The organism is Streptomyces sp. NPDC048057, from assembly GCF_040653095.1.
GTDB lineage: Bacteria > Actinomycetota > Actinomycetes > Streptomycetales > Streptomycetaceae > Streptomyces.
In genome coordinates, this window is the sequence record NZ_JBEZNF010000033.1 from 35478 (window position 1) to 61682 (window position 26205).

Sequence of the window (26205 nt, forward strand, 5' to 3'; positions counted from 1 at the left end):
GCCGAGACGAGTGCGGCGAACTCCCCGATGCCCCGCCGTCCCGGCGCGGGCGCGGGTGGATCGGGCTCGGGGTCAGGTGCGGGCGCCGGGGGCGCTGGAGTCGGGGCGGGGGGTGCGGGCGGTCGCGGCGGTAATGGCGGTGCTCCGTCGTCGGCCGGCGGCGTTGAATCCATAGCCCACTCCTCCCCCTGCAAACCGAAGCGCATTCAACGCGATGCCGGCCTTGCGTGGCTAGACGCTGAATCCAAGCTTTGCTGATCGCGATGCGCGAGGAGGCCACCTCGCGGTACTACGGTGCCTCGCCACCAAGGGGTGACCACTCCATCCTGTCCGCGGTCGAGTCCCGTCGCCCGCCGGGAGACCACGGGCCTGGCGTGAAAGCTGATGGGCCGTCAGAGTTGGGTGTCCAGCAACGCAACAGAAGGGGCGTTCTCATGAGCGAGGACACGCACACCGAGGCGTACGGGCAGCTCGCCGCCGTCGGGCCCTACGGGGTGCGGCCGGGGCATGCGCTCATCACCATGGTGGAGCCGGCGCCGGGGCACGAGTGCGCGTACAACCGGTGGTACGAGGACGATCACTACTACGCCGGCGCCATGGCGATGCCCTGGATGTACGCCGGACGGCGCTGGGTCGCCACCCGTGAGCTGCAACTGCTGCGGTATCCGACGGCCTCCGCCGTCGCCCAGCCGATGACGAAAGGGTGCTATCTCTCCGTCTACTGGATAACGGAGGGACGCTACGACGAGCACATGCAGTGGACCGTCGGCATCAACAAGCGGCTGAACCGCGACGGGCGCGTCTACCACGAGCGGGAGCACGTCTTCACCTCCTTCCAGGACCACGAGGCGACCGTGTACCGCGACGGGGCCGCCGGGCCGCGGGATCGGCATGCGCTGGATCATCCGTACGCCGGGCTGGTCCTTGAAGTCATCGACGCGGAGGGGCCGCAGCAGCGGACCGAGCTGCTGGAGTGGCTGCGGGACCGGCACCTGCCGAAGCGGCTCGCCGGGTCGGACGCGGCGATGGTGACCGTCTTCCGGCCCACGCCGTTGCCGGGGGACCGGATGACGTACGTCAAGCAGGTCGAAGGGGTGGACACCCGGCTCACGCTGCTCTGGTTCCTGGCGGAGGACCCCCGGGTGCGCTGGCAGGAGCGGTACGGCGGGCTGGACGGCGAGGTGGCGGAATCCGGGCTCGGTAGGGTCGAACTGGTGGCGCCGTTCATCCCCACGGTCCCGGGCACCGACCGCTACGTCGACGAGCTGCGCTAGCTGGCGCAGGTGCTCAATCCAGCGCAGTGCGTTGACAGTTGAGCGCGGTGATCGCGTCGGGATGCTGGCCTGGTCTAGACCAAGAGGGGTACGCTGCCGACGCTGCCCATGGCAGTCCGTACGGCCATGGAACCGCGGCGCGAGATGCACCTGCCCGCCACGCCTCCGGGTGGGCGGGCACGAACCCCCACGGAGAAGTCTTCGCGAAGACCCCCGCTCAGGAGGGCCGGCCACGAGGACGCTGCCGGCGCGACCTTCGCCAGGTCCCCCGGCAGCCGTCCCCGTCCGCAGACAGGCCGGCCCACCCCCCACATCGAGATGAGGGCCCATGAACCGAAACAAGACCACCGCCCGCGCGATCGCCGTGACCCTGCTCGCCACCGGGCTCGCCGCCGGCCTCGCCGCAACTCCGGCAGCAGCCGCGTCCGCGCCCGCCGCCGGCGGGAAGGCGCGCATCAGTGCCGACTGGAAGAAGCAGTCCATCGTCTTCAAGGCCGCCGCGGGGCAGGCCAACAATCTCCACGTGATCTCCAGGGACACCGGCGCCGGGGTCCGGATGATCGGCTTCCGTGACTCGGTCCCGCTCGAACCCGGCGACCACTGCACGTACCTCACACCCGGGGACGAGACCTACGTGGTCTGCGAACTGCCCACCGACAGCGCCCGCCCGGACCGGATCGACGTCTTCCTCGGCGACGGCAACGACAAGATCGCCACCAGCGACCCCGGCGTGGCCACCGTCCGCGGCGGCCCCGGCAACGACGAGGTGCACGCCCACAGCGCCCACACGGTGTACGGGGACGAGGGCGACGACATGGTCATGGGGCGCGTGGTCATGCACGGCGGCGACGGCAACGACCACCTCATGGGCGACGACACCGACCAGCGGTTCTGGGGCGGCCGGGGCGACGACATGATCGAGGCGTACGGCGGCAAGGACTTCGTGCACGCCGGCTCGGGCAACGACCACGTCATGGGCGGCGACGGCGACGACGTCCTCCTCGGCGGCTCCGGCAACGACATGCTGCACGGCGAGGGCGGCGACGACGTCCTCATCGGCGGCCCCGGGAAGGACACGTCCGACGGCGGCCCGGGCCGCAACGTCGTCCTGCGGTAACCGGGACGCGCTCCACGGAGCAGGACACGGCTGAGCCCTCTCGGCCAGGACGGCGGACCAGTCGAGAGGGCTCTGTCAGCGCTGAGCGGGACGTCAGTCCGTGGCGAAACCGCCGCGACCGGTCTCGGTCACGAACGCGCTCCACGCGTCGGACGCGAAAGTGATGCGCGCACCGGCGGGGACCTTCGAGTCACGAACGGAAATCTCCGCCATGACGGGGGACTTGACTTCGACGCACGCGCCGTTTCCTCCGGAGTAAGAGGACTTCGTCCAGGTGTCCGTCGCACCCTGAATGATTGCCATGGTCGCTCCGTTTCGGCAGTACTCGCAGTGGGGGATTTTGCACCGACATTGCATTGATGCGCTTTGTTGGTGCTTTGTTGGTACGTCATTGACGCTACTCGCCGCTGCCGGTGCGCGTGGCAGGTAGTCACCCGGTCGGGTGATCTATCCCGTTGCCCTCTTCCCCCTGGTCCTAGCGGGGGTGTACCTTGCGCGGTTTCACCTCAGGACCTTTCGGCGTACTGCTTCGCGATCCCCTCGATGAAGCACTTCGTCTGCTCCACATTCAGTGCCTGCGCCCGGAGGTGTTCGTACATCATCGTGTACTTGTGCACGTCGTGCGCCTTCTCCAGATAGAGATCGCTGGTGACGCCCTCGATGTAGACGACGCTGGAGTCCGTGGCGTCGGGGAATTCCAGGATGGCGTACTGGCCGTTGATCCCCGGATGCGCACCCATGTCGAACGGCAACACCTGCACGGTGACGTGCGGGAGCTGCGCCACCTCGACCAGGTACTCCAACTGCTCCCGCATCAGCTGCGGGCTGCCGATCACCCGGCGCAGCGCCGCCTCGTCGATCACCGCCCACAGCCGCAGCGGCTGGTCGGAGTCCTTCACCCGGCCCTGCCGGCGCAGCCGCACCGTCACGCGCTTCTCGATCTCGGCCGGGCTGCTCTCCGGCAGGGCGCCCGCGATCACGGCCTCCGCGTACCCCTGGGTCTGCAACAGGCCGGGCACCACCTGCGGTTCGTACACCCGCAGGTTCGCCGCGTCGGTCTCCAGACCGATGTAGACGCTGTACGGGATGTCGCCGAAGGCGTGCCACCAGCCCTGCTGCCGGGAGTCCTTGGCCATCTGCATCAGCGAGTCCACGACCCGCTGGTCCTCGACCTCGTACACCCCGCACAGATCGCGCACGTCGCGCTGGCTGATGGAGCGGCGGCCGTTCTCCAGCCGGCTGATCTTCGACTGGGAGACGAGGAGGCGGTCGGCGACCTCCTCGGCGGTCATGCCCTTGACCTCCCGGAGCCGGCGCAGCTCCTGGCCCAATCGGCGTCGCCTGACGGTGGGGTTGACACTGGACGCCACGGAAACTGCACCTCCGACAGAAGTAGCTGAGCGTATCTACTGCTCAGCAGACTGCCACCAAACGTCCGGGGCGCGCTGCGAAACGACGCACACCGATCTCCCGTTGCACGCCGGTCCGCCGATCTTCCGTTCCTCGCGCGGGTGTTCCCGGGGGCGTACGCACACGGATGCGCGGGGCAGCGCTTCGGCTGCCCCGCGCATCGCTGTGCGGCTCCCGATCCGGGTCAGTGGGGGGTCGACTCGGACTGCTCGGGCGGTTCTTCGTCGGATCTGTGGGTGGGTGTTTCCTGGACGGATCGGTGGTTCGGTGGTTCTCGCTGGACCAGCGGCTCATGGGACCGGTGGTTCGTTGGACCGGTGGTTCTTCTGGTTCTTCTGGTTCTTCGGATCGATGGTGGGTGGGTCGGTCGGGTCGTGCGGATGCGTGGTCGGGGTCGTCGTGGCGTCAGTGCGCGGCGACGCGGGCCATGCCCGAACGGCGCTGCTGCATCGAGACGCCGGCGCTCTGCCGACCGGCTCCGGGGGTGCCCGGGCTGCGGCGCGGCTGGGCCGCCACGCCGTTCTGGACGTCCATCACGGCGTGCGCCACGAGTCCGCCCATGGGGTCGTGTCGGATCAGGTCACGAAGCCTGGACCGTGAGGAACGGCCTTCGTTGCCCGGGTAGAGGTGCTTGCCGAGGCCGACCGCATGGGCCAGTGCGGCGAGCGCGGCGGTCCGCGGGTCCGGCGGTACGCCGGTGCGGATCGCGCTGTCCAGCCGGGCCCTGATGTCCCGACTGATCGCCGTGTCCGTCGCCTGGTAGCGAGTCGTCGGCAGTACGCCGCACATCTGGCCGGCCACGGCGTGAACCATGCCGCACCGCTCCAGGTGTGCGAGATAGATCTGGCGCAGCCCCAGTCGGGGCCCGCCGATCCAGTGGACCGCGCGAACCGGGCTGCCGCGTCTGCGCAGCAGCTCCAGTGCGGAGTCCAAGGTTGGATCTCCTGTCGGCCGTGGCATCACCACGGCGATACGATCCCCGTCTGGGGCTATCCGCCCGGCCAGAGCCAGCTCCACTAGCTGAGCTCCGGCAAGGCCGAGGTCGAGCGACTGCGGCTGAGCTGTGGTACCCGTGGTCGGGTCCAGAGCTAGCAGCAGCAGCTCCTCCGGAAGTGTTCTGCGGCTCCTGCCCATCCATGCCTCCCCGCGTGGATGAATGACAGGGTGACGCCTCTCACATTGGTCTGTCGAGAGTGCCTGGGTGCTTTGTATGGGAACCGTTAGGTATGTCGTTCTCGTCTAGGCACGGGGGGCGCGTTCTCACACAGGACACTGAGAGATGGTTCGGACAACACGGGCCCCGTTCGGACGTGCGTCGCCACCCCCGTACTCGGACGCGGGACAACCGCGTGCGGTTCTGGACGTTCACGGTTCAAGATCACGGTTCATGGTTCATGGTTCATGGTTCATCGAGGAGGCACGGTGGCGGGCGAGTCCCCCGAGAAGTCGGAGCAGCGGAAGTCGTCGGGGGAGACGGCTCCGGGGGAGCGTGACCCCCGGGTGGCGCTGACCGACCGCTCCGATCAGGCGACGGCCGTCTTCACCCTTCCGCCCGACCCGGACGCCTCCGACAGCTCGGAAGAGCCGGAAGAGTCGGAAGAGTCCGTGAAGTCGAAGAAGGCAGAGGGAGCAGCAGGGGAAGAGGGGGCGGGGGAGTCCGAAGGGGCCGAGGAGTCGGCGACGTCGGGGAAGGGCGGGAAGCCGGCGGAGGCCGAGAAGCCCGCAGGGCCCGCAGAAGCCGAGAAGCCTGAGAAGTCCGAGAAGGGTGACGAGTCGGCTGCCGTCGACGCTGACGACGCCGAGGTCGACGCCGATTCGGGCGGCGCGGGCGGCGACAGCGCGACCGCCGTGTTCCGGCGTACGCCCGTCGCCGCGGCGGACGACCCGACCACCGAGACGACCGCAGTGATCCCCGAGCCGCCCCTGAGCGCCGCCCAGAAGCGCCAGGAGGCCGCGGAGGTCCCCGCCCCCGCCTCCGCCCCGGAAGCGGCGCCGGAGCGCCGCACAGCCGGCTCTGCCCCGCTTCCCGCCGCCGCCTCGAAGGGCGAAGCGGAATCGGAAGCGGAATCCGCCGACGACGATGACGCGGACGAGACCGAGGCCGAGCCGACGGCGCAGTCCGGCTCGACCGACACTGCGACCACGGTCATCCGCAAGGAGACCGCGGAGGCCGCCCGCCGTACGGACACGGCCACCACCACCCTCCGCAAGAACGGCCCGTCCTGGGCTAAGGGCAAGGCCGCCCCGGCCAAGGGCGCCGACTCCGACGCGGACGGCCCGTCCGACTCCGACGCCGCCGGCGATGCAGATGCGAAGGGCAAGTCCACCTCCGGCGACGATGCCGGGGACGCTCCCGTGGACCAGGCCACGGCCGTGTTCGTCGCCCCCCGCAAGGCGCCGATCGACAGCCCCACCACTGCGCTCAAGCTGCCGCCCGCCCCCCGCCCGGAGTCGGACGGGAAGACGGACGACGCCAAGGCGGACGCCGGCAAGGACACCGCCAAGGGCGGCAAGAAGGAAGCCGCCAAGAAGGACGGCGCGGACGCCGACGAGTCCTCCCAGGACGGTGTGACGAAGGCGATCGCCCTGCCGGACGTCAAGACCGAGGCCAAGGCTGAGGCCAAGCCTGAAACCCCGTCGGAGAAGAAGGCCAGCACCTTCGTCCCGCTGCGCGGCACCGACGAGGCCAAGTCGACGCCGAAGTCGACGCCCGACGCCCCGGCCGCCGCCCCCGCCGGCCTGGCCGAGGCCGAGCGGACCACGCAGCAGCCGATGCCGCCGCGTCCGCCCCTGGACCTGCTCGCCGAACTCACCAACACCCCGGAGACCCCGGCCCGCGCCGCCCTGCGGCGCGTCAAGATCTGGACCCCGCTGGTCCTGCTCCTCATGATCGCCTTTGCGGTCGCACAGATATTGCGCCCGCTGCCCGAGGCGGAGCTCGAACTCTCGGGCAAGCCGACCTTCACCGTCCCCGGCAGCAAGCTCACCCTCCCCTTCCCGTCCGACGACGGCCAGGGGGCGGTCGCCGTCGAGGGCGTGGGCGTCATCGGCACGTACGGCCCGCAGAAGCCGGCGCCCACCGCGAGCGTCGGCAAGGTGATGACCGCGTACGTCATCCTGCGCGACCGCCCGCTGAAGGAGGGCGAGGACGGTCCGAAGATCACGGTCGACCAGCAGGCCGAAGAGGAGTCCAAGCGGACCGACACCGAGTCCGTGGCGAAGATGAAGGAGGGGCAGCAGTTCACGCAGAAGCAGATGATCCAGATGATGATGATCCCCTCCGGGAACAACGCCGCCCGGCTCCTCGCCCGCTGGGACGCCGGCTCCGAGGAGGCGTTCCTGAAGAAGATGAACGACGCCGCCAAGAGCCTCGGCATGAACGACACCCACTACACCGACCCCAGCGGCTTCAAGAAGGACAACACCTCCACGCCGCTGGACCAGCTGAAGCTGGCCGAGGCCGCGATGAACAACAAGGTGCTGGTGTCGATCACCGACAGCACGAGCGTCGACGTCCCGGGCAGTGACCGGTACCGCAACGGCAACGACAAGGCACTGCTCAAGGACGGCGTGGACGGCATCAAGACCGGTTCGACCACCCCCGCCGGCGGCAATCTGCTCTGGTCCTTCCGCACCGAGATCGACGGCAAGCTGCACCGCGTCAACGGCATCACGATGAACGTCCAGGGCGCCGACGCGCTCTACAAGAAGACCGAGAAGGCGATCAACAAGAGCATCGAGGTGATCACGGCGGCCCGCGCGGGCGTCGACTCCACCACGGTCGTCAAGAAGGGCCAGGTCGTCGGCTACCTCGACAACGGCTTCGGCACCCGCGTCCCCGTCGTGGCCACGCAGGAGCTGAAGGCCGTCGGCTGGGCCGGCCTGACCATCGACCTCACCCTGACCGGCCCCGCGGACGGCGACCTGCCGAACAAGGGCGCGGCCGGCGAGGTCGTCGGCGAGATCTCCATGGGCAAGGGGCCGGGCAGGACGTCCGCCCCGGTCGCTCTTCAGCAGGACCTGGCGGAGCCCGGTTTCGGAGACAAGCTGACCCGGCTGGGCTGACGCGGTCGGACGGCGACGAGAAAGCCCCGGGATCCCCGGGGCTTCCTCGTGTTAGCGTCCGGAAAGCCCGGAAGGGCTCGGGACGGGCAACTCTCCCCAGGTGGCACGGCGTCTTAGTCACACGGGGACGGTCCGCCGAAGACCCGGCGGGCACCCGTACCGCACACCCGCACCGCACCCGCACCGCACACCCGTAACGACGAGACTGGGGGACGAGCCGCAGTGACCACCGCGAAGCCGGCCAACACGGACGGTGGCGGCCCTCGTACGGGGCCGCGAATACGGCAGTCGTCACAGGGCTCGACCGAAGAAGCGGACTCCACCAAAGAAGCGGGCTCGACGGAAACAGCGGGCTCCGGCTCCGGTTCGTCCGGCTCTTCGGGACGCACCCCCGGCGTGCTCGCCGACGCGTGGGACCGGCTGAGCCGTCGCCCGGTCCTCGTCACCACGGTCGTCGCGGCGATCGGCCACCTGGCCTGGTTCTTCTTCTTCGCCAACACCGGCGGTGACATCGCGGCGCAGGACGCCTGGGCCGAGTTCGCCGGCCGGCACCCCGACTCCGCGTACAACCTCGCCTGGTACGGCGGGATGCACCCGGTGTCGTACAGCGTCGTCTCGCCGTACCTGATGTCCGTCATCGGCGTACGGCCCACGATGATGGTCGCCGGCACGATCTCCGCCGCCCTGACCGCGCTGATCCTGGTGCGGCTGCGGGCGGTGCGCAATCCGCTGCCGTGCGCCCTCGCCGGCGTCTTCGCCTTCCTCTGCAACGCGTTGTCGGGCCGGGTCACCTTCGGCCTCGGCATGATGTTCGCGATCGGCGCGGTGGCCGCGGTCTTCTGCTGGCCGCACCGCTGGCGCACCAAGCGCTGGGCGAAGGCGGCCGTCGCCGTGCCGCTCGCGGGGCTGGCCACCGCGTGCAGCCCGGTCGCAGGCCTCTATCTGGGGGTCGTCGCGGCGGCGCTGTTCCTGCACAAGCGGCGCCCCGGGGCGTACGCGCTGGGGCTCGCGCCCGTCGCCGTGGTGGGCGTGTCCACCTGGCTGTTCCCCTTCTCCGGCACGCAGCCGATGTCGCTGGGGTCCACCTCGCTGCCCTTCGCGTTCGGCGTGCTGGTCTTCCTCCTCGTCCCGAAGGAGTGGCGCACGGTCCGCACGGCCGCGGCCGTCTACGCCGTCGGCACCCTGCTGACCTGGGTGATCGACTCGCAGATCGGGTCGAACGTGTCCCGGATGGCGATGCTGTTCGCCGGGGTGGCGCTGCTGGCCGCGCTGCCGTACGCGGTGCCGCGTTCGCGCAGGTGGTACGCGCTGGTGGTGGCGTTCGCCGGGCTGAACTTCTGGATCGGCTACAAGGCCGTCGACGACGTGGTCCGCACCGCGCCGACGGCCTCGTGGAACTTCGAAGTGGCCCCGCTGATCGACAAGCTCGAAGACCTGGACGCCCGGCGCGCCCGGGTCGAGGTCGTGCCCGCCAGCAGCCACCGGGAGGCGTCCGCGCTCGCGCCGTACGTCAATCTGGCCCGCGGCTGGAACCGGCAGGCCGACATGAAGCGGAACCCGATCTTCTACGACAAGGACAAGACGCTCACCGCGGCGGACTACCGGGCCTGGCTGGACCGGTGGGCGGTGCACTACGTCGTCCTGCCCAAGGGCAAGCCGGACACCGGCGCCGAGCAGGAGGCGAAGCTGGTCGAGGGCGGTCTGCCGTATCTGAACCGCGTCTGGCGCGACGCGAACTGGCAGGTCTTCGAGGTCAAGGACCCCGTGCCGTTGGCCGACTCCTCCGCGACGGTGCAGACCGCGGACGCCAGCGAACTGCGGATCGAGGTCGCGGACCCGGGCCGGGTGCTGATCCGGGTGCCGTACTCGCCGTGGCTGAGCATCGTCGACGAGAACGGCAAGCGGGTGAAGGGGCCGGAGGAGACGGAGGAGTCGAAGAAGCGGGACGACGGGGAGCCGAAGTCGTACGTCAACCTCAACGGTTGCCTGATCAAGGCGGAGAAGGACGCGGAGGGCGACGAGTGGACGGAACTGCTGGCCCCGCACGCCGGCACGTACCGGATCGCGGGCCCGTACGACGTCCCCCGGGGCACGCCGTGCCCGGACGAGCTCCAGTAGCGCCGCCGCGCCGCTGAAGCGGCCTCGGCGACTGCGGCCCGTCTGTGGCTGGTCGCGCAGTTCCGCCCCCTACGCCCGCAGGGCGTGGGTATTTAGGGGCGCGGGGAACTGCGCGAACAAGCCCCACCGGGCCGCAGAGACCAACGCACCGTGGGGCCGACGGCGAGATCGTCCACGGGCGCGGGCCGCAGTCGCCAAGGCAGCTTCCGTAGCACCGCGGCGCCGCGACCGCAGGTCAGGGCGTGAGGTCGGCCACTTCGCCGGCGACCAGGCCGAACAGGTCGGCGATCGTCGTGAGCGCCGCGGTGTGGAGGGTCGCCGCCGGGAGGACCGTGCCGTCCGGCGCGGTGAGGGCGCGCGTCGCGGTCGCTTCCGCGACGACCGTGGGGCGGTAGCCGCGGTTGAAGGCGCCCTGTGCGGTGGAGGCGATGCACATGTGCGTCATCAGACCGGCCAGCACCAGGTCCGGGCCCGAGCCCAGGTCGTTCAGGACCTGCTCAAGGTCGGTGCCGACGAAGGAGTCGGGGAACTTCTTGACGATCACGGGCTCCCCGTCGACGGGGGCGACCTCCGGGCTGATGGCGCCGATCTCGGCGCGGACGTCGTACGGGGTGCCCTCGCCGCCGTCGTTGACGACGTGCACCACGGGCGTCCCCTGGGCACGCGCCGCGGCCAGCAGGCGGGCGCCGGCGGTGAGGGCCTCGTCCACGCCCTCCAGCGCCATCACGCCGGTGCGGTAGGTGTTCTGGAAGTCGATCAGGACGAGGGTCGCGTCGGCGAGCGCGGGCAGCCGGCCGTCCAGGCCGACGACCTCGCGGAGCGTGGTGGAAGCGGACATGGTGAACCTCCTGAGGGAGTACGAGGGAGCGAGAGGGAGCACGAGGGAGGGAACGAAAAGGGTGGACGGGCTCAGGGCGTCGCCGTGCGGAAGCGGCGCCGGTACGCCCCCGGGCTCGTCGCGATCTGCCGCTGGAACGCCCGGTGCAGCGTCTCCACCGAGCGCAGCCCGGTGGACCGGGCGACCAGTTCGAGCGGCTGGTCGGTGGTCTCCAGGAGCCGCCGCGCCGCCTCCACGCGCAGGGCTTCGACGTACGCCGCGGGCGTCGTCCCGGTCTCCTGGGTGAAGACCCGGGCGAAGTGTCGCTCGCTCAGGCACATCCGGGCCGCCAGCGCGGGCGCCGACAGGTCCCGGTCGAGGTGGTCGGCGGCGTAACGGCGCAGTTCGTCGATGTCCCGGCGGGCCGTCGGCGGTCGGCTCATCGGCACGCTGAACTGGCTCTGGCCGCCCTGCCGCTTGAGGTACACGACCAACTGCCGGGCGACGGCGAGCGCCAGTTCCTCGCCGTGGTCCTCGGCGACCAGTGCGAGCGCGAGGTCCAGACAGGCGCTGATGCCCGCGCCCGTCCACACGCGCCCGGAGCGGATGAAGATCGGGTCCGGGTCGACGGTGACCTCGGGGTGGTCGGCGGCGAGCCGGTCGGTCGTGGACCAGTGCGTGGTGGCCGTCCTGCCGTCCAGCAGCCCGGCCGCGGCCAGCAGGTGCGCGCCGACGCAGACCGAGGCGATCCGGTGCGCGTGCGGCGCGGTGGTCCTGACCCACTCCACGACGTCGTCGTCGACCCGGGGCAGCGGCCCGTCCGGGTGCCAGTCCACCGCGCCCGGGACGAGCAGCGTGTCCACCGCGGCCCCGACGTCGGCGAACCCGAGGTCGGTGACCACGCGCACGCCCGCCGACGTGGGCACCTGCTCCCCGGCCGGCCCGGGGCCGGCGAGGCTGACCCGGTAGCGGGCGCGACCGCCGGACTCCCGGTTGGCCAGCGCGAACACCTCGGCCGGCCCCGTGACGTCGAGCAGGTCGACCTCGGGGAAGACCGCGATCACGACGCGGTGGCTGTGGTCGGACATGGCTCCATCGTCGGCCGCTGCGCGGACGACGGCAATGACGGGCTCGTGTCACATCCGGACACGGGAGAGGGGGGCGCCCGGCTCCCAGGCTCACCCGAGGAGCCGGGCGCGGACCGGGCACCGGCTCCAAGGGGGTTCGGAACCGGCGCCCGGGGTCTTCGTCAGACACGGCCTAGAACAGCGTCCAGCCGCCGTGTTGCAGGGCCACCGCCAACCCGCCCGCCAGCACCGCCACCGTCCAGCACAGCGCCAGGATCGGGGCGCGGCGGGCGGCGAAGGCGCGGTCCCAGGCGGACGCGTCGCCCGAGCGGACCGCGGAGCGGACCATCAGGGAGCGGCCGAAGGCGAAGGCGAGGCCGCCGAGCGGCGTCGCCCACCACGGGCCCGCGAAGAGCAGGACCGCGATCGCCGCGTACGGCAGGTGCGACGGGACGAAGGTGCGCAGGCCCGTGCCCATCTCGAAGCCGAACTGGAGCGCCCCGCTGCCGTCCGTGCGCACCACGATGTCGCTCGGCACCAGCCGGGCGTTCTGCGGCATGCGGAAGGGCAGCAGCCCCACCTCGACGGCGAGGAAGACCGCCGTCGCGAGCGCCAGCGCCGCGCTGAGCGCCGGCAGCGGCACCGCGGTCTGCAACAGGACCGCGGGCAGCATGAGGAGCAGCCCGGTGGACGCGCCCCCGAGGAAGAGTCCCCGGACGAAGTACTGCACGTTCTGTGTTCCCCGCCAGACCGACGAGGTCAGCAAGCCTGCTGAGTTGTGGCTTCAAACGGAGCCCGAGAGCGAGTACCCCGCCAGGACGGCGACCGCGCAGGCCGCGACGGCGGACAGCACCCCATACAACGAGGTCGGACCCCACGCGGCGCCCGCCGCTGCCACGGCGGTGAGCAGCAGGGCGACGCCCGCGGCGGTCAGTGCGGAGACCCCCGGCGAGCGGGGGCGGCGCGCTTCGAAGCGCTGGGCCAGTGCCATGCGGTGGTCCTTTGCGTAACGGCACGAGTGGTCCGGTGGCCGCCGCCGACGGGGGACGGCGACGGCCACCGGTGTCTAGGAGGGCGCTGCGTCTAGGAGGGTGCTGCTCCGCCGGTCACTTGCTCTTGCAGCTCGTGGTGTGACGGGTCGTGCGGCCGTTCTTCTTCAGGTCGAAGTAGCCGTCCCAGCAGTGCACGGTGCGGCCGTCGCGGGTCTTCCAGTACCAACCGGCGTAGCCGTCGCACGCGGCCTCCCAGTTGTACTTGTGGGTGTACGTGCCGAAGTTCTTGGTGTCGGTGCGGTGGTAGCCGTCCGTTGCGCAGTACTTGGCGGCGATGTACTCGCGGCCCCAACACGGCGTGTCGCCGGGCACGTTCACGTTCATGCAGTGCGCGGGGTGGCGGGACTTGCGGCCCACCGCGGCGTGCGCGGTGCCGCCGCCGCTGAGCCAGCCGAGGCCGGTGAAGGCGAGGGTGGCGGCGCCCGCCATCGTCGTACGGAGGAAGGAGCGGCGGCCGAAGCCGCCCCCGCCGGAGCGCTGCGGCGGTGCGACGGGCGCGGGCTCAGCGGTCGCCGTGGCGCGGCTCGCGCCCGAGTCCGGGTTGACGGCCACTTCCGGGATGGACTGGAGGAAGGCACTGGTCATGATGCGACTCCCGTGGTGAGGGAAGGGTGGGTGGACTGCGCGGCGCCGGTGTGCGCCTCGACGGCCGCGGCGAGCGTGTCGACGGAGCCGATGGGCTCCGCGGACAGCAGCGTCCCGGCGCCGTCGAGGACCAGCAGCGCCGGCTGGTAGGCCAGCAGCAGCGGCGCGGACAGCTCGCTGCCGCGGACGACTTCGCCGGCGTCGGCACCGTGCCAGCGGCCGGAGTCGTCGATGTCGATCAGCACCGGGCGCTGGCCCGCGGCGACGAGCGGGCCGCTCATCGCGGGCCAGGCCGGGACGACCTCTTCGCAGGTGGGGCAGGACGAGGAGACGACCAGCGCCAGGGTGCGCCCGCCGGCGCTGCCCGGCGCCAGCTCGGGCCACTGCCGCGAGGGGTTGCCGGCCTGCGCGGCGCCTCCGGTCTCCAGCGCCCGCACCTTGGCGACGAGCGCGGCGTATCCGAAGGTCAGGAACGCGATGGCCGCCCACGCGAGGACGAGCAGCACCGTGAGGACGCTCAGCACGGCGCGCTCACGCTCCCCAGCGCACGTCGAGGGACTGGAGCAGTTCTTCCTGGTCGGCGGCGCCGACGCCGGTGTCCGAGGTCAGCTCGTCGTCGACGAGGCAGACCGCCTTGGGCCCGGAGTGCAGGAACTTGCGGCCCCGCTCCACGCCCGCGATGCCCATCGTCTTCACCCACACCTCGCCGTTCTCCACGGACTTGCCCGCGGAGCCCTCGGGGACGAGGCGGGCGGCGTCGGCCGCGGGATAGATCGTCACGGAGCCGCCGGAGGTGAACTTCACCCCGTACAGGCTCCAGGAGGAGACCTCGGAGGAGCGGGGCTTGACGACGAGCCCGGCCGCGGTGTCCGTGAGGACGAGCTGGTCGAGCACGCCCGTGACCGCGCCCGCGTCCACCCGGCCGCCGGGGAACGCCATGATCAGGCAGTGGTGCGGGCCGGTCCAGATGCCCTGCCAGCCGTCGCCGTCGGCGTTGGCCAGCAGTTGCAGCGGCTGGTTGTCGTAGGTGAGTTGCTGGACGAGGCGGTTGCCGAGCTGCTCTATGAGGACGCTCGGATAGCCGCGGTCGGTGACGCTGACGCCGACGCCCATGGAGCGGCTGGTCAGGCGGAAGTGCCAGTACCAGTCGTCCTGCACGGAGCGGGCGCGGCAGGCGAAGGACACCCAACGCCCGTCGGGTGCCAGGGCCTTCGTGGAGTGTGCCGTGGCCTGCATGGGACCTCCATGGGGTGGAGCGAGCGAGGTGGGGCGCGCCGGTCGACGTGCCCGGAACACACCGTAGGAGACGCTTCTGTCCTGTATCTGCCCTTTGTCTTTCAGTGGGCTGTTCAGGGGCTGCGGGTGCGCTGCGGTGCGCCTCGCCTCGCGCCTGCCCCGTGCTGCCGCGCGCCTTGCGGGCGGGCACACCGCTCCTCCCGCCCTCCTTCGCATCTGCTCTCACTTCGCTGTCACCCCGCTCACCAGCCGCTTTCACCTCGCTCACACCAACTGCCCCGGGTACGGACTTTCGTTGACAGAAGGGAGTCCGGCTTGGAAGATCTTGTCCGGAGGTGTCCGTCGGCCGGTGCCGGCCCCGGTCTTCAAAACCGGTGGACGTTGTTTCCCTTGCGCGTCAGCGGGTTCGACTCCCGTCCACCTCCGTCTCAACCTTCCGCTCGCCGACCCCGTCTCCACCGGCACCAGGCGAGCGCCGCACCACCGCCTCCGGGACACTGTCAGGAGTGACATGGGGAAGACCGACGTCCCCGGTCGGATACCGTCCGTCCGCATACCGTCCGTTCGCGAGATCATGGACGATCCGCGCCTGCGGGCCGCGGCGGTCCGCATCGGTGTGGGCGAGGTGCGCGAGGCGGCCCGGGGCGTCCAGCGCTCCTTACGCGCGGGTGACCGCAGCGTCGCCGAAGCCGTCGCGGACGCGGTCGTCCGGCTGCCGCCCGCGCCCACCCGTCACCGCCGGGTGCTGAACGCCACCGGCGTCCTCGTCCACACCAACCTCGGCCGGGTGCCGCTGTCCCGGGCCGCCGTCGACGCGGTCGCCCACCTCGCCGGCACCTCCGACCTGGAACTCGACCTGGCGGCGAACCGCCGCGGGCAGCGGGGGCGGGGCGCGCTCGACGCGCTGCGCGCCGCGGTGCCGGCGGCCGGTGACGTCCACGTCGTCAACAACAACGCCGCGGCCCTCGTCCTCGCCGCGACCGCGCTCGCCCAGGGCGCGGAGATCGTCGTCAGCCGCGGCGAACTCGTCGAGATCGGCGACGGGTTCCGACTCCCCGAGCTGCTGGAGAGCACCGGCGCGCGGCTCCGCGAGGTCGGCACCACCAACCGCACCACCGTCGCCGACTACGCCCGCGCCATCGGCGACCGCACCGCGCTGCTGCTGCGCGTGCACCCCTCCAACTTCGCCATGACCGGCTACGTCAGCGCGCCCTCGATCTCCGAACTCGCCGCGTTGGGACGCCCCTTGGTCGTGGACGTGGGCTCCGGGCTGCTCGCCCCGAGCCCCCTGCTCCCCGACGAACCGGACGTCTCCACCGCGCTCGCCCAGGGCGCGCACCTGGTCACCGCGAGCGGCGACAAACTCCTCGGCGGCCCCCAGGCCGGCCTGCTCTTCGGCACGTCGGACCTGGTGGAGCGCCTCCGCCGCCATCCGCTCGCCCGCGCCCTGCGCACCGGCAAGCTGACCCTCGCCGCACTGGAAGCGACACTGCGGGGCCCGGCCGCACCGGTGCAGACGGCCCTGGCCCGTACGCCCGAGGCGCTGCGGAGCCGCGCGGAGACGACGGCGCGCCGGCTGCGGGGCGCGGACGTGGACGCCGCGGCGGTCGACACCGCGTCCGTCGTCGGCGGTGGCGGCGCGCCCGGTCTCTCCCTGCCGTCCGCCGGCGTCACCCTCCCCGCCGCTCTCGCCGAACCCCTGCGCACCGGCCGCAGGCCGGTGTTGGGCCGGGTGCGCAAGGGCCGGCTGGTGCTGGACCTGCGCACGGTCGACGAATCGGACGACGAACTCCTGATCGGCGCGGTGCTCACGGCCTGGGCGACGCTACGACCGGTGCCGCCGGAGCCCGAGCCGCAGTCGGGGCCCCCGGCCCGGACCGACCTCGCCGCCACGCACGTCGGCACGGGGGCGGGCGTGGGCACGGGAGCCGGGCCGTGATGGTCGTGGTGACGGCCGGGCACGTCGACCACGGGAAGTCGAGCCTGCTGCGGGCGCTGACCGGGATGGAGCCGGACCGCACCGAGGAGGAGCAGCGCAGGGGGCTGACGATCGACCTCGGGTTCGTGTGGACCGACGTGCCCCGCCCCGGGGGCGGGGACGAGCGGGTCGCCTTCGTCGACGTGCCCGGACACGAACGGTTCCTCGGCACCGCGCTCGCCGGCGCCGGGCCCGCGCCGGCCGTGCTGTTCGCCGTCGCGGCCGACGGCGGGTGGATGCCGCAGTCCCGGGAGCACGCCGCCGCGCTCGACGCGTTGGGCGTACGGGACGGGGTGCTCGCCGTGACGCGCTGCGACCTCGCCGACCCCGGCCCCGCGCTCGCGCAGGCCCGGGCCGCCCTCGCCGGCACCGGCCTTGCCGCGCTGCCCGCCGTCGCCGTCAGCGCCCGCACCGGCGCGGGCATGGACCAACTGACGGCCGCGTTGGCGGAGTTACGGGACCGGACGCCGCAGGGCCGCCCGCAGGCGCCCGTACGCCTGTGGGTCGACCGGGCCTTCGCCCGTACCGGACACGGACTCGTCGTCACCGGCACTCTGCGCGAAGGGACGCTCGCCCGGGGCGACGTGCTGGAAGTCGGCCCCGACCAGGCGTCGTTGACCGTACGCGCCGTGCACGAGCTGGGGCGGGCGGTCGACCGGTCCACCGGGCCCGCCCGGGTCGCCGTCAACCTCCGCGGCCAGGCCCCCGCCGAAGGGCTGCGCGGACGGGCGCTGTGCAGCCCCGGCACGTACGCGCTCTGCGACACCGTCGACGTACGGCTGTACGGGCCGCTGCTCGCCCGCATCCCGGCCCGCTGCACCGTGCACCTCGGCTCCGCCGCCGTGCCCGCGCGCGTCCGCCGCTTCGGGCGGGGCACCGCGCGGCTCACCCTGGCGCGGGCGCTGCCGCTGCGCGTCGGGGACCGCGCGGTGGTCACCGAGCACCGACGGGTGGTGGGGAGCGCGGTGGTGCTCGACCCCGCGCCGCCGCCCGTGGGCCCGCGCAGTGCCGGCGCCCTGCGGGCCGACGTCCTCGCGCGGCACCCCGGCACGCCCGACGCCCCGTACGAGACGGCCGCGCGCCGCTTCGTACGGGCCGACGCGCTGCGCCGCATCGGCGTGGACTGCGCCGCGATGTCGACCGTCGCCGGCGACTGGCTCGTGGCGCCCGAGGAGCGGCGCCGCGTCGCCGCCGAAGCCCTGGCCGTAGCGGGGGGCGAACCGGTCGAAGCGGGCGCGCTCGCCCGGCGCCTGGGGCTGCCGGACCGCGCACTGCTCGCCCCGCTGCTCCCCGCCGAACTCGCGGTGCGCGCCGGCCGGGTCGTCCCCGCGGCGGTGGCGGACCCCCTGCCGGCGGCGGCGCGCAAGCTCGTCGAGTCGTTGGAAGGGGCGCTGGTGCGGGGCGAGTTCCTGGCGCCGACGCCCGCCGAGCTGACCGCGCTCGGCGTCGACCGGCGCGCTCTCGCGCTGGCCGTGCAGACCGGGCGGCTCGTCAGGCTCTCCGACGTCGTCCACGTGGCCGCGGACGTGCCCGCGGCGGCGGCGCGCGCCCTCGCGCCGCTCGCCGACGGCCCGTTCACCGTGTCGCAAGCCCGTCAGATGTGGAACGTACCCCGTCGAATCGCCCTCCCACTTATCGAGCACCTGGACCGCTTCGGGGTCACCCGGCGCGGACCAGACGACCTGCGCACGGTGCACCCCACAGGAGAGACGAGGGAGAGACGCGCGTGAACGTGCCGAGGATGACCCGGTTCGGCCAGGGCGGCGGCTGCGCCTGCAAGATCCCGCCCGGCGAGTTGGAGACCCTGCTCAGCGGTCTCACCGACCGGGCCGCCACGGACGGTGACACGCGGGCGGACGCCGACGGCGACTGCCCGGGGGCCCTGCTGGTGGGCCCCGAGCACGGCGACGACGCGGCCGTGGTGCGCCTGCGCCCCGACCTCGCCGCGATCTCCACCGCCGACTTCTTCACACCGGTCGTGGACGACCCGTACACCTGGGGCCGGATCGCGGCCACCAACGCGCTCTCCGACGTGTACGCCATGGGCGGCACCCCCGCGATGGCGATCAACCTGCTGGCCTGGCCGCGCGCTTCGCTGCCGATGGAGCTGGCCCGCGAGGTGCTGCGCGGCGGGCTGGACGCGGCGCACGGCGCCGGGTGCCCGGTCGCCGGCGGCCACAGCGTCGACTCGCCCGAGCCGCTGTACGGGATGTCCGTCACGGGCACGGTCCACCCGGACCGGCTGATCACCCTCGACGGGGCGGCCGTCGGCCAGCCGCTCACCCTCACCAAGCCGCTCGGCGTCGGCGTGCTGAACACCGCGCACAAGACGACCGGCGAGGTCTTCCCCGAGGCCGTCGAGGTGATGACGACGCTCAACCGGGACGCGTCGGCCGCGGCCACCGCCGCCGGCGTCCGGGGCGGTACGGACGTCACCGGCTTCGGGCTCCTCGGGCACGCCCAACGGCTGGCGCGGGCCTCCGGGGTGACGCTGGCGATCGACGTCGAGAAGGTGCCGGTGCTCGCGGCGGCCCGCACCGCGGCGGCGGCCGGGCACATCAGCGGCGGCACCCGGCGCAACCTCGCCTGGGTCGCCCCGCACTCCGACCTCACCGCCGCGGACGAACTCACCGCCCTGCTCCTCGCGGACGCCCAGACCTCGGGCGGCCTGCTGCTCGCCGGCGAGCTGCCCGGCCATCCGGTGATCGGGGAGGTCCTGCCGTACCGGGGCCACACCCTGGTGCTCCGTTGAGCGACCGGACCGAGTCGAAGGACTGAAACGACGTACGAGACAGAAGAACCACAGGACCCATTAGTCACATGACCAACGACGAAACGGGGTCAACCATGCAGATCACCGGCGACATCGCCCAGGGGCTCGCTGACCACGGCCCCGGACAGCCGGACACCTTCGGGGAGGCGTTCGGCGATGCCTCGACCACGGCCCTGCCGCTGCACAGCGTCGGCATCCTGGGCCCCGTCGTCCTCCTCGGCCCCAGCGGACACACCGCCCCCTCGGGCGCCGTCGTCCGCGCCCTGCTCGGCTCGCTCGCCCTGGCGCACCCGCTGCCGGTGAACGCCGACGACTTCGCCGCCCGGCTGTGGCCCGACCGCTCGACGGCCCAGGCCAAGCAGCGGCTGCACACCGGGGCGCACCGGCTGCGGTCCTGGCTGCTGACCGCGACGGACGGCGGGCTCGGGGTGGTGACCCAGCCGTCCGGCTACGCGCTGACCGACGGCGCCGGCACGGGCGCCGTGCTCACCGACCTGGCGCGGTTCCGGCACGCCGTCGAACGCGCCCGACAACTCACCGACCCGCTGCACCGGCTGCGCCACCTCCAGGGCGCCCTGGCGCTGTGGCGCGGCCGGCTGCTGGAGGGGGTGCCGGCGGAGTGCGTGGACCACCACACGCACCAGTCCCTGATGCTGGAACACACGGGCCACCTCCAGGAACTGGCCCGCGCGGCCCTGGACGCCCGCCGCCCGCAGGAGGCGATCGTCGCGGCCCGGCGCGCCTGCGAGGAGGACCACTTCAACGAGTCCTCGCACGCGATCCTGATGGACGCGCTGACGGCGGCGGGCATGCGGGTCGCGGCGCTCGACGTGTACGAGCACATGCGCAACCGCCTGAACAGGTCCCTGGGCATCGCCCCCGGCGAAATCCTGATGCAGGCACGGGGCCGCGCGATCGGCCGCTGAAGCCCGGCCCGGGGGCCGGGCCCGCCGGCCCCGCCCCCCGACCGCAGCCTCCGTGCCCGCCGGCCCCGTGCCCGCCGGCCCCGTGCCCCGTACCGGTGCCCTAACGGGCGCGGTTGCGCCGTGATGCATGGGCAGTCATGGCGTCTGCGGCCTATCTATGGATGTTCGCGCAGTTCCCCGCGCCCCCATACCCCCTTGCCCCAGCCCGCAGACGAATGGCGGGGGAAGCGAATCAGGGGCGCGGGGAACTGCGCGAACACGCCCCACCGGGCCGCAGAGGCCAACGCTCGCGCAGGGCCACGGCGGGAGGTACAGGGGCGCTGGGCCCCGTGCCACCAGGGCACAGGGGGCGGAACTGCGTGAACAACCACCGACAGGCCGCAGACGCCACTGCTGCGTACGCAGCACGGCGCAACCGCGGTGGTTCAGGCCGACCACGTGTCGGGCGGTTGACGGCCGTGTCACGGCACCGGGGCGAAGACCATCCGGAGCAGCGCCGTGACGAGCAGCAGTGCGGGTGGCGCGTACCACCAGACCCGCAGCACCCCCCACCGCACGCAGCCGAAGGTCACCGCCGCGGCGATCAGTTCCACCACGGCGCAAGCGCCGGCGAAGCCGCGCACCATGCCCGTGACCGAGCGGTCCCACGGGCCCTCGGAGCGGGACATCAGGGCGACCAGCAGCAGATAGCCGCCGAGGGTGTGGAGGAGCAGCAGGACGAACCCCCACCCGGCCGCGAGCCCCGGCCGCCGCGCGGCCGGCGCGACCGGCGCGGCCCAGGAGGGCACGGAGCGGCCAACGGGCCCCACCCGCAGGCGTGCTCGCGCGGGCGGTGGCTGCCCCGTGCCCGGGGGTGGTTCACGGTCCATTCAGTGCTTGCCTCGCCTCGTCCAGGGTCCTCGCGAACCGTCCTCCGTACGCCTGCGCGTCCGCGCTCTGCCACTGCGGCCCGCCGTTGTAGCGGGCGGCCAGCTCCCGGTACTGCTCGGGCGTCATCTGCTCCGCCGGCACCAGGGCGAACGGACTCTCCGCCTTCAGCTGCGCCAGGTACTCCGCCGCGATGTAGATGTTGGTGCCCGGGTTCTGGGTGGCGCGCTCTATCTCCGCGCGTTGGGTCCCCGTCAGATTCTGCGGGTCGTAGCCGAGGACTTCCGCGGAACGCCGGATCTGGATCGCGATCGGCCCCATCGACGTCCGGTCCGCCTCCCCGCCCATCCCGAGCCAGTCGGCCGCCTGCCGGGTCCAGGGGGCGAACCACTCCTTGTTCTGCCGGTAGGTGTCGACGATGTCGTCCACGATCTTCGGGTCGCCCTCGACCTCCTGCCAGGCGACGCCGGCGAGCACGTCCGCCGGGATGCCGGTGGAGGCGGCGGCGTCCAGCAGATAGCCCCGGTTGGCCTCGATCCACTCCCGGCGCCGTTGGTCCGAGTCGGACGGGAGCCACTTGTTCTGGTCCTTGGCGGGCGGCAGCCCCAGCGCGTCGATGCGGGCCCGGATCGACGCCAGCTTCGGCGACACCTTGTCGGTGTAAGGCTGCCCGAGGGCGGTGTCCGACTTCGGTCCGGTGCCGGGCAGTTGGACGTTCGGATCCTGCTGGGCCTGCGCCGCTTCGGCACCGAACGCGGGCATCCCGGCGAGCAGGGTCGCCGGGTCCGGAGTCGGGCCGTGGAAGACGGGGAGCGACTTCCGCGCCTGCAACAGTTCGGCGACGCAGACCGTCCGCGCGTCCCGTTCGATCCGCTCGGCGTCCCCGTACGCGGCCCGGGTCTGCGCGTAGTAGCTCTCCGCCTCCTCCCGGATCGAGTCCACGTCCACCGTGAAGTCGGCGACGGCGTCGAGGATGCCGGTGCTCTTGCGCAGGTCCTCCCACCGCCGCAGCGGCTCCGCCTCGCGAGCCGTGGGGCTCTTGGCCTCCGCGACGCGGGCGATCGTCTGGGACAGCAGCCTCTCGGTGTGCTGGCCGTCCTCGTACCGCCGCTTCGCCGCGGTCACCCCGTCGGCGTACGCCACCAGCGCCTGCCAGCCGGTCTTGTACGCGGACGACAGCCCCGTGAGCAGGTCGTGGGCCTCGTCGAGCCGCTTGCCGTACGCATCGGCCGCCTTGCTGTCCCACCCGCTGCCGGACGCCTCGAACATGCCGCCGTCGACGGAGGAGATCAGCCGGTGCATCCGGCAGAACTCCTCCCCGTTCTGGGCGATCAGCGCCGGATTGCACACCTCCAGGAACTCCACGTCCTCCCGGCGCGTCACAACTGCGGCCTCTCGTGGGCGGGGACGTGCTTGCCGTGGAGCACGATCGCGTCCAGCGCGGCCTTCGTCGCCGCGTCGGCTTCGGCGTAGGCGCCCTTGGCGGCCCGGAGCTTGGTGGACAGGGCCGCGATCAGCGCGACGGCGTTGTCGTACTGGGTCCTGGTCTCGTAGGCGAAGTGCTCCACGGCGACCCCGACCTCCCAGTGGGCCCTCGGCCGACGGGCCTGGACCGAGAGGTCGGCGTCGGGCCGGCCCTGGTGGAGCAGGGTGGCGATCTCCAAGAGGAGGTGCGAACTTCCGTCCAGTGAAGCGGGGTTGACTCCGTACCATCCACTGTCGACTGTCATGTTTCCCCCAAGCGGAAAAGTGCTCCGAGGATAGGCCCGCGCAGTCGCCGACAGCAGTGGGCCGACAGAGATCCTTGACCTGCCCCGGACCGCTTCGCGCCCTGCGGCACGGCCCCTGGCGCCGCCGACCGGACGGAGGCCCGACCCTGACCCGGCCCCGAGTCGACCCGGAAATGCCCCTGACAGACGCGCCACTCGGGCGCCAACGCCCTAGCGTGACCAGGGCGCCCCGACCGGGCCCGCCCGTCGACACGCGCGTCCCGCAAGGAGGAGGAACCATGCTGCTGAGCAGGAGACCCGCGGTGCGGCGCGTCATCGCGCGGGCCGTGACGACGGCCGTCGTCGCCGGCCTCGCCGTCGCCCCCGCGGCCCACGCGTCGCCCGCCGCGGAACCCCTGCGCTGGGCGCCGTGCGGGGGCTCCGAGAGCCCGGGAGCGGAGTGCGCCGCGCTGTCGGTGCCGGTCGACTGGGCCCGCCCGGACGGGCCGAGGCTTGACCTGGCCGTGGCCCGGCGCAAGGCAGCCGACCCCGACGCGCGCGTCGGCTCGCTGGTGTTCGGGCCCGGCGGTCCGGGCGACTCGGGCGTGGCGACGGTGGTGGACCGCGCCCACCGCTTCAGCCCCGAGGTCCGCCGCAGGTTCGACGTCGTCAGCTTCGACCCGCGCGGCGTGGGCGGCAGCAGCCCGATCACCTGCTCCCGCGACCTGCTCGCCGCGCGGCCGTCGCCGGAGCTGAAGAGCCAGGCGGACTTCGACGCCACCACGGCGTACAACAGCCGGCTCCGGGCGGACTGCCGGGCCCGCACCGGCCCGGTGTTCGACCATCTCGACAGCGCCCAGACGGTCCGGGACCTGGACGCCCTCCGGGCCGCGCTCGGCGAGCGGAAGCTGACCTTCCACGGCAGTTCGTACGGGACGCTGCTCGGCGCGCAGTACGCCGAGACCCACCCGCGCCGCGTGCGCGCGATGGTGCTGGAGAGCGTCATGGACCACAGCGTCCCGACCACCCGCGGCTTCCTGCGGTCCCAGGCCGCCGCGGCCCAGGATTCGTTCCGGGAGTTCGTGAAGTGGTGCGACGGCGCCGCGGAGTGCGCGCTGCACGACCGCGACGTCCGTGCAGTCTGGCAGGACCTGCTCGCCCGCGCCGAACGGGGCGAGTTGGCGGACCCGGCGAAGCCGGGCGCCCCGCTGTCCTCCCCGGACCTGGTCAACAAGGTCGCGTTCCGGCAGTTCTACGGGGCCGACTACGCGGGCCTGGCCACGAAGATCGCGACGATGGACGCGAGCGACCCGCTGCCCGCGTCACCCACCTCGGTGGAGCCGCTGCCTTCGGCCGCCCCCGTCTTCTGCTCGGACTGGCGTCTGCCGGTGCGCGACCACCGGGAGTACGCCTCACTCGTCGCCACGATGCGGACGACCGCGCCCGACCTGCCGTACCTACTGCCGGTGCACATGGTCGCGGCCTGCCTGGGCGCGCCGACCGCGAACCCGCAGCACCGCCTGGACGCCCGCGGCGTCCCGCCGGTCCTGCTGACCAACGCGCTGCACGACCCCGCGACGGGCCACCCCGGGGCGGTCTCGGTGGCCCGTCAACTCGGCCGCAGCGGCGCGCTCCTCACCTACGAGGGCCACGGCCACGGCAGCGCGACGAGCGGCCCGTGCATGGAGGGCGCCGTGAACCGCTACCTCACCGACCTGGTCGTCCCGCCACGGGGCGCCCGTTGCCCGGCGGCACCGTCCTGACGGCTGGACGTCGGCCGAACCGTTTGTCACCGCGTCCACGCCGGTGACGGACGGTTCGCCGACGGCAGTCAGGTCCTGGACGCCGCCGCGACCTCCGCCCACGAGGCCGAATGGGGTGTGCGGCGGCGCCCGGACCTCGAACAGGGCCCCGGGAAGCGGTCTTCGCCATCGGCCACCTGGAGCGCGGGCAGCGCGTGACCTTCCGACTGCTCACCTCCGGTCGGGACTCCGGCAGGTGGGAGGTCGTCCCGCACCTCGCCCTCACGGCCCGGGCGCTGCGCGACGTACTGGTCCGGCCCCATCGGCCCGGGCACACCTACCGTTTCCACGGTGGCGTAAGCGGCACGGCCCTCACCTTCGGGGACGGAGGCACGATCACCTGCACCTCCGATGTGACCGGCCCGACCAGGCAGTCCGATCCGGCCGACGCCACCCGGCCGTGAAGCACCCCGGTCCCGCGACGGTGCGCCGCTGCACCGTGACCGATCGCACCGGTCGGTCACGGTGAACCTGCGCGGTCACGGACCTCAGCCGGCGAGGGCGGCGAGGGCGGCGAAGTAGTCGCGCTGGGCGGGGTAGTAGTCGTCGAAGTCCGGCTTGTCCGTCCCCTCGTGGGCGGCGCGCAGCAGGTCCAGGTAGTACTCCCAGCCCGGCCCGATCTCACCGATCCCCTGCGCGTCCTTGAGGTGGTGGATCAACTGGAGCTCCGTCGTGCCGCCCGAGGCGGACAGCCGCAGCTCCAGGTGCCAGTCGCCCGCTTCGTCCGACAGGGAGACGACCAGGCGGCGAGGCGGCTCGCACGCTTCGATGCGCAGGTCGCACCACGGTGCGCCCTCCTCGAAGGACAGGCGGGCCTTGACGGTGCGGCCGGGTGCGGCGTCGCCTTCCCAGGGGCCGAACCACCGCGCCGTCCGCTCGGGCTCGGTGACGCTGGCCCAGACGTCGTCGATCGGGGCCCGGAAGGTGCGGGTGAGGGTCAGGTCGTGGCCGTCGGCGGTGGGCGCGAGCCGACCGGTGGGTACGGGAGTCATGCGGTGTCCTCCGTGCGCTCTCGGTGCTGGGTCGGGCGGTGCTCGGCCCGCTCGCGGCGGGTGCGGTGGACCTCGGTCTCCAGGGCGTCCAGGCGGTGGTCCCAGCCGGCCGGGGTGCGCAGGACGGAGATCCACTCGGCGAGTTCCGTCAGGGCCGCCGGGTCGAGCCGGTAGAGCCGCCGGGTGCCGGTGACCTCGTCGTGCACCAGGCCGCATGCCCGCAGGACGCGCAGGTGCCGGCTGATCGCCGGGCGGCTGATGGGGAAGCGACGGGCGATCTCGCCGGCGGTGAGGGTGGTCCCGCGCAGCATGAAGAGGATGTCCCGGCGTACGGGATCCGCGATGGCGTTGGTCACCTCATCCATGAGGGAAGTGTAACCCGCAGGTTACGAATGAGGGGTGGCCGAGCGCCTGGCG

The 26205-nt window shown here is 72.7% G+C and carries 25 protein-coding genes and 1 tRNA gene; 11 read left to right on the plus strand and 15 right to left on the minus strand.

Features of this window, described 5'->3' with window-relative positions:
* Positions 1-434 precede the first annotated feature (434 nt).
* Both AB0E05_RS30915 and AB0E05_RS30920 read left to right on the plus strand, forming a co-directional pair.
* Positions 435-1274 carry a hypothetical protein gene (locus tag AB0E05_RS30915; RefSeq protein ID WP_361969697.1) on the plus strand — a complete coding sequence of 280 codons (840 nt, stop codon included), beginning with the start codon at positions 435-437 and terminating at the stop codon, positions 1272-1274.
* Positions 1275-1602: 328 nt separating this feature from the next.
* Complete coding sequence (locus AB0E05_RS30920; protein WP_361969700.1) at positions 1603-2391, plus strand: calcium-binding protein; 789 nt, start codon at positions 1603-1605, stop codon at positions 2389-2391.
* Between the two features lie 93 nt (positions 2392-2484).
* Here the strand turns inward: AB0E05_RS30920 and AB0E05_RS30925 are convergent, their stop codons facing one another.
* From AB0E05_RS30925 to AB0E05_RS30935, 3 genes are all read right to left on the minus strand, one after another.
* The gene (locus tag AB0E05_RS30925) at positions 2485-2694 is read right to left on the minus strand and encodes a DUF397 domain-containing protein (protein WP_361969702.1); all 210 of its coding nucleotides are present in this window, start codon (positions 2692-2694) and stop codon (positions 2485-2487) included.
* A 203-nt stretch (positions 2695-2897) separates the two neighbouring features.
* Positions 2898-3761, minus strand: a complete 864-nt coding sequence (locus AB0E05_RS30930) for a helix-turn-helix transcriptional regulator (protein WP_361969705.1) — start codon at positions 3759-3761, stop codon at positions 2898-2900.
* A gap of 445 nt (positions 3762-4206) precedes the next feature.
* Positions 4207-4935 carry a GPP34 family phosphoprotein gene (locus AB0E05_RS30935; RefSeq protein ID WP_361969707.1) on the minus strand — a complete coding sequence of 243 codons (729 nt, stop codon included), beginning with the start codon at positions 4933-4935 and terminating at the stop codon, positions 4207-4209.
* 288 nt (positions 4936-5223) lie between these two features.
* Here AB0E05_RS30935 and AB0E05_RS30940 point away from each other — a divergent pair, with 288 nt between their 5' ends.
* The gene (locus tag AB0E05_RS30940) at positions 5224-7866 is read left to right on the plus strand and encodes a serine hydrolase (RefSeq protein ID WP_361969710.1); all 2643 of its coding nucleotides are present in this window, start codon (positions 5224-5226) and stop codon (positions 7864-7866) included.
* Positions 7867-8262: 396 nt separating this feature from the next.
* Positions 8263-9984, plus strand: a complete 1722-nt coding sequence (locus tag AB0E05_RS30945) for an MFS transporter (RefSeq protein WP_361969868.1) — start codon at positions 8263-8265, stop codon at positions 9982-9984.
* A 235-nt stretch (positions 9985-10219) separates the two neighbouring features.
* On the opposite strand, the gene AB0E05_RS30950 is transcribed toward AB0E05_RS30945, so the two are convergent.
* The 7 genes from AB0E05_RS30950 to AB0E05_RS30980 form a co-directional block, all read right to left on the minus strand.
* Complete coding sequence (locus AB0E05_RS30950) at positions 10220-10822, minus strand: isochorismatase family protein (protein WP_361969713.1); 603 nt, start codon at positions 10820-10822, stop codon at positions 10220-10222.
* A 71-nt stretch (positions 10823-10893) separates the two neighbouring features.
* Entirely contained in the window at positions 10894-11889 is a 996-nt protein-coding gene (locus AB0E05_RS30955) for a helix-turn-helix domain-containing protein (protein ID WP_361969716.1), read from the minus strand.
* A gap of 172 nt (positions 11890-12061) precedes the next feature.
* The gene (locus AB0E05_RS30960) at positions 12062-12598 is read right to left on the minus strand and encodes a hypothetical protein (protein WP_361969718.1); all 537 of its coding nucleotides are present in this window, start codon (positions 12596-12598) and stop codon (positions 12062-12064) included.
* A gap of 54 nt (positions 12599-12652) precedes the next feature.
* Positions 12653-12859, minus strand: a complete 207-nt coding sequence (locus AB0E05_RS30965; RefSeq protein ID WP_361969721.1) for a hypothetical protein — start codon at positions 12857-12859, stop codon at positions 12653-12655.
* A gap of 115 nt (positions 12860-12974) precedes the next feature.
* On the minus strand, positions 12975-13505 hold the full coding sequence (locus AB0E05_RS30970) for a hypothetical protein (RefSeq protein WP_361969724.1): 531 nt from the start codon (positions 13503-13505) through the stop codon (positions 12975-12977).
* The gene (locus AB0E05_RS30975) at positions 13502-14029 is read right to left on the minus strand and encodes a hypothetical protein (RefSeq protein ID WP_361969727.1); all 528 of its coding nucleotides are present in this window, start codon (positions 14027-14029) and stop codon (positions 13502-13504) included. Before AB0E05_RS30975 ends, AB0E05_RS30970 begins: the two co-directional genes overlap by 4 nt.
* 7 nt (positions 14030-14036) lie before the next feature.
* Positions 14037-14741: a hypothetical protein gene (locus tag AB0E05_RS30980; protein WP_361969730.1), complete on the minus strand. Its 705-nt coding sequence runs from the start codon at positions 14739-14741 to the stop codon at positions 14037-14039.
* A 331-nt stretch (positions 14742-15072) separates the two neighbouring features.
* Between AB0E05_RS30980 and AB0E05_RS30985 the strand changes: the two genes are divergently transcribed.
* From AB0E05_RS30985 to AB0E05_RS31005, 5 genes are all read left to right on the plus strand, one after another.
* Positions 15073-15167, plus strand: a tRNA-Sec gene (locus AB0E05_RS30985).
* 85 nt (positions 15168-15252) lie between these two features.
* Complete coding sequence (gene selA / locus AB0E05_RS30990; protein WP_361969733.1) at positions 15253-16680, plus strand: L-seryl-tRNA(Sec) selenium transferase; 1428 nt, start codon at positions 15253-15255, stop codon at positions 16678-16680.
* Positions 16680-18449 carry a SelB C-terminal domain-containing protein gene (locus tag AB0E05_RS30995; RefSeq protein WP_361969735.1) on the plus strand — a complete coding sequence of 590 codons (1770 nt, stop codon included), beginning with the start codon at positions 16680-16682 and terminating at the stop codon, positions 18447-18449. The genes selA and AB0E05_RS30995 overlap by 1 nt, the downstream gene beginning before the upstream one ends.
* The gene (selD, locus tag AB0E05_RS31000) at positions 18446-19471 is read left to right on the plus strand and encodes a selenide, water dikinase SelD (RefSeq protein ID WP_361969738.1); all 1026 of its coding nucleotides are present in this window, start codon (positions 18446-18448) and stop codon (positions 19469-19471) included. Before AB0E05_RS30995 ends, selD begins: the two co-directional genes overlap by 4 nt.
* A gap of 68 nt (positions 19472-19539) precedes the next feature.
* A complete protein-coding gene (locus tag AB0E05_RS31005; RefSeq protein WP_361969741.1) occupies positions 19540-20418 on the plus strand; it encodes a bacterial transcriptional activator domain-containing protein in 879 nt (292 codons plus the stop codon).
* A gap of 461 nt (positions 20419-20879) precedes the next feature.
* Here the strand turns inward: AB0E05_RS31005 and AB0E05_RS31010 are convergent, their stop codons facing one another.
* The 3 genes from AB0E05_RS31010 to AB0E05_RS31020 are packed head-to-tail and all read right to left on the minus strand — an operon-like array spanning position 20880 to position 23015.
* The gene (locus AB0E05_RS31010; protein WP_361969744.1) at positions 20880-21227 is read right to left on the minus strand and encodes a hypothetical protein; all 348 of its coding nucleotides are present in this window, start codon (positions 21225-21227) and stop codon (positions 20880-20882) included.
* 49 nt (positions 21228-21276) lie between these two features.
* Positions 21277-22668 (minus strand): hypothetical protein, encoded by a 1392-nt coding sequence (locus AB0E05_RS31015; protein ID WP_361969747.1) that lies wholly within the window; start codon positions 22666-22668, stop codon positions 21277-21279.
* Positions 22665-23015: a hypothetical protein gene (locus AB0E05_RS31020; RefSeq protein WP_361969749.1), complete on the minus strand. Its 351-nt coding sequence runs from the start codon at positions 23013-23015 to the stop codon at positions 22665-22667. Before AB0E05_RS31020 ends, AB0E05_RS31015 begins: the two co-directional genes overlap by 4 nt.
* A 278-nt stretch (positions 23016-23293) precedes the next feature.
* Here AB0E05_RS31020 and AB0E05_RS31025 point away from each other — a divergent pair, with 278 nt between their 5' ends.
* Positions 23294-24757, plus strand: a complete 1464-nt coding sequence (locus AB0E05_RS31025; protein ID WP_361969752.1) for an alpha/beta fold hydrolase — start codon at positions 23294-23296, stop codon at positions 24755-24757.
* 194 nt (positions 24758-24951) lie between these two features.
* Positions 24952-25200 carry a hypothetical protein gene (locus AB0E05_RS31030; protein ID WP_361969755.1) on the plus strand — a complete coding sequence of 83 codons (249 nt, stop codon included), beginning with the start codon at positions 24952-24954 and terminating at the stop codon, positions 25198-25200.
* An 84-nt stretch (positions 25201-25284) separates the two neighbouring features.
* On the opposite strand, the gene AB0E05_RS31035 is transcribed toward AB0E05_RS31030, so the two are convergent.
* Both AB0E05_RS31035 and AB0E05_RS31040 read right to left on the minus strand, forming a co-directional pair.
* Positions 25285-25788, minus strand: coding sequence for an SRPBCC family protein (locus tag AB0E05_RS31035; protein WP_361969758.1), 504 nt, complete (start codon positions 25786-25788; stop codon positions 25285-25287).
* Positions 25785-26153, minus strand: coding sequence for a metalloregulator ArsR/SmtB family transcription factor (locus tag AB0E05_RS31040; protein WP_361969760.1), 369 nt, complete (start codon positions 26151-26153; stop codon positions 25785-25787). The genes AB0E05_RS31035 and AB0E05_RS31040 overlap by 4 nt, the downstream gene beginning before the upstream one ends.
* Positions 26154-26205: the final 52 nt, after the last annotated feature.

Coding starts and splice junctions, on each gene's coding strand:
- AB0E05_RS31040 (WP_361969760.1), bottom strand. CDS start 26,153: ATGGATGAGGTGACCAACGCCATCGCGGATCCCGTACGCCGGGACATC.
- AB0E05_RS31005 (WP_361969741.1), top strand. CDS start 19,540: ATGACCAACGACGAAACGGGGTCAACCATGCAGATCACCGGCGACATC.
- AB0E05_RS30925 (WP_361969702.1), bottom strand. CDS start 2,694: ATGGCAATCATTCAGGGTGCGACGGACACCTGGACGAAGTCCTCTTAC.
- AB0E05_RS30935 (WP_361969707.1), bottom strand. CDS start 4,935: ATGGGCAGGAGCCGCAGAACACTTCCGGAGGAGCTGCTGCTGCTAGCT.
- selA (WP_361969733.1), top strand. CDS start 15,253: ATGGGGAAGACCGACGTCCCCGGTCGGATACCGTCCGTCCGCATACCG.
- AB0E05_RS30955 (WP_361969716.1), bottom strand. CDS start 11,889: ATGTCCGACCACAGCCACCGCGTCGTGATCGCGGTCTTCCCCGAGGTC.
- AB0E05_RS30920 (WP_361969700.1), top strand. CDS start 1,603: ATGAACCGAAACAAGACCACCGCCCGCGCGATCGCCGTGACCCTGCTC.
- AB0E05_RS30915 (WP_361969697.1), top strand. CDS start 435: ATGAGCGAGGACACGCACACCGAGGCGTACGGGCAGCTCGCCGCCGTC.
- AB0E05_RS30980 (WP_361969730.1), bottom strand. CDS start 14,741: ATGCAGGCCACGGCACACTCCACGAAGGCCCTGGCACCCGACGGGCGT.
- AB0E05_RS31035 (WP_361969758.1), bottom strand. CDS start 25,788: ATGACTCCCGTACCCACCGGTCGGCTCGCGCCCACCGCCGACGGCCAC.
- AB0E05_RS30970 (WP_361969724.1), bottom strand. CDS start 13,505: ATGACCAGTGCCTTCCTCCAGTCCATCCCGGAAGTGGCCGTCAACCCG.
- AB0E05_RS30995 (WP_361969735.1), top strand. CDS start 16,680: ATGGTCGTGGTGACGGCCGGGCACGTCGACCACGGGAAGTCGAGCCTG.
- AB0E05_RS30950 (WP_361969713.1), bottom strand. CDS start 10,822: ATGTCCGCTTCCACCACGCTCCGCGAGGTCGTCGGCCTGGACGGCCGG.
- AB0E05_RS31020 (WP_361969749.1), bottom strand. CDS start 23,015: ATGACAGTCGACAGTGGATGGTACGGAGTCAACCCCGCTTCACTGGAC.
- AB0E05_RS30965 (WP_361969721.1), bottom strand. CDS start 12,859: ATGGCACTGGCCCAGCGCTTCGAAGCGCGCCGCCCCCGCTCGCCGGGG.
- AB0E05_RS31025 (WP_361969752.1), top strand. CDS start 23,294: ATGCTGCTGAGCAGGAGACCCGCGGTGCGGCGCGTCATCGCGCGGGCC.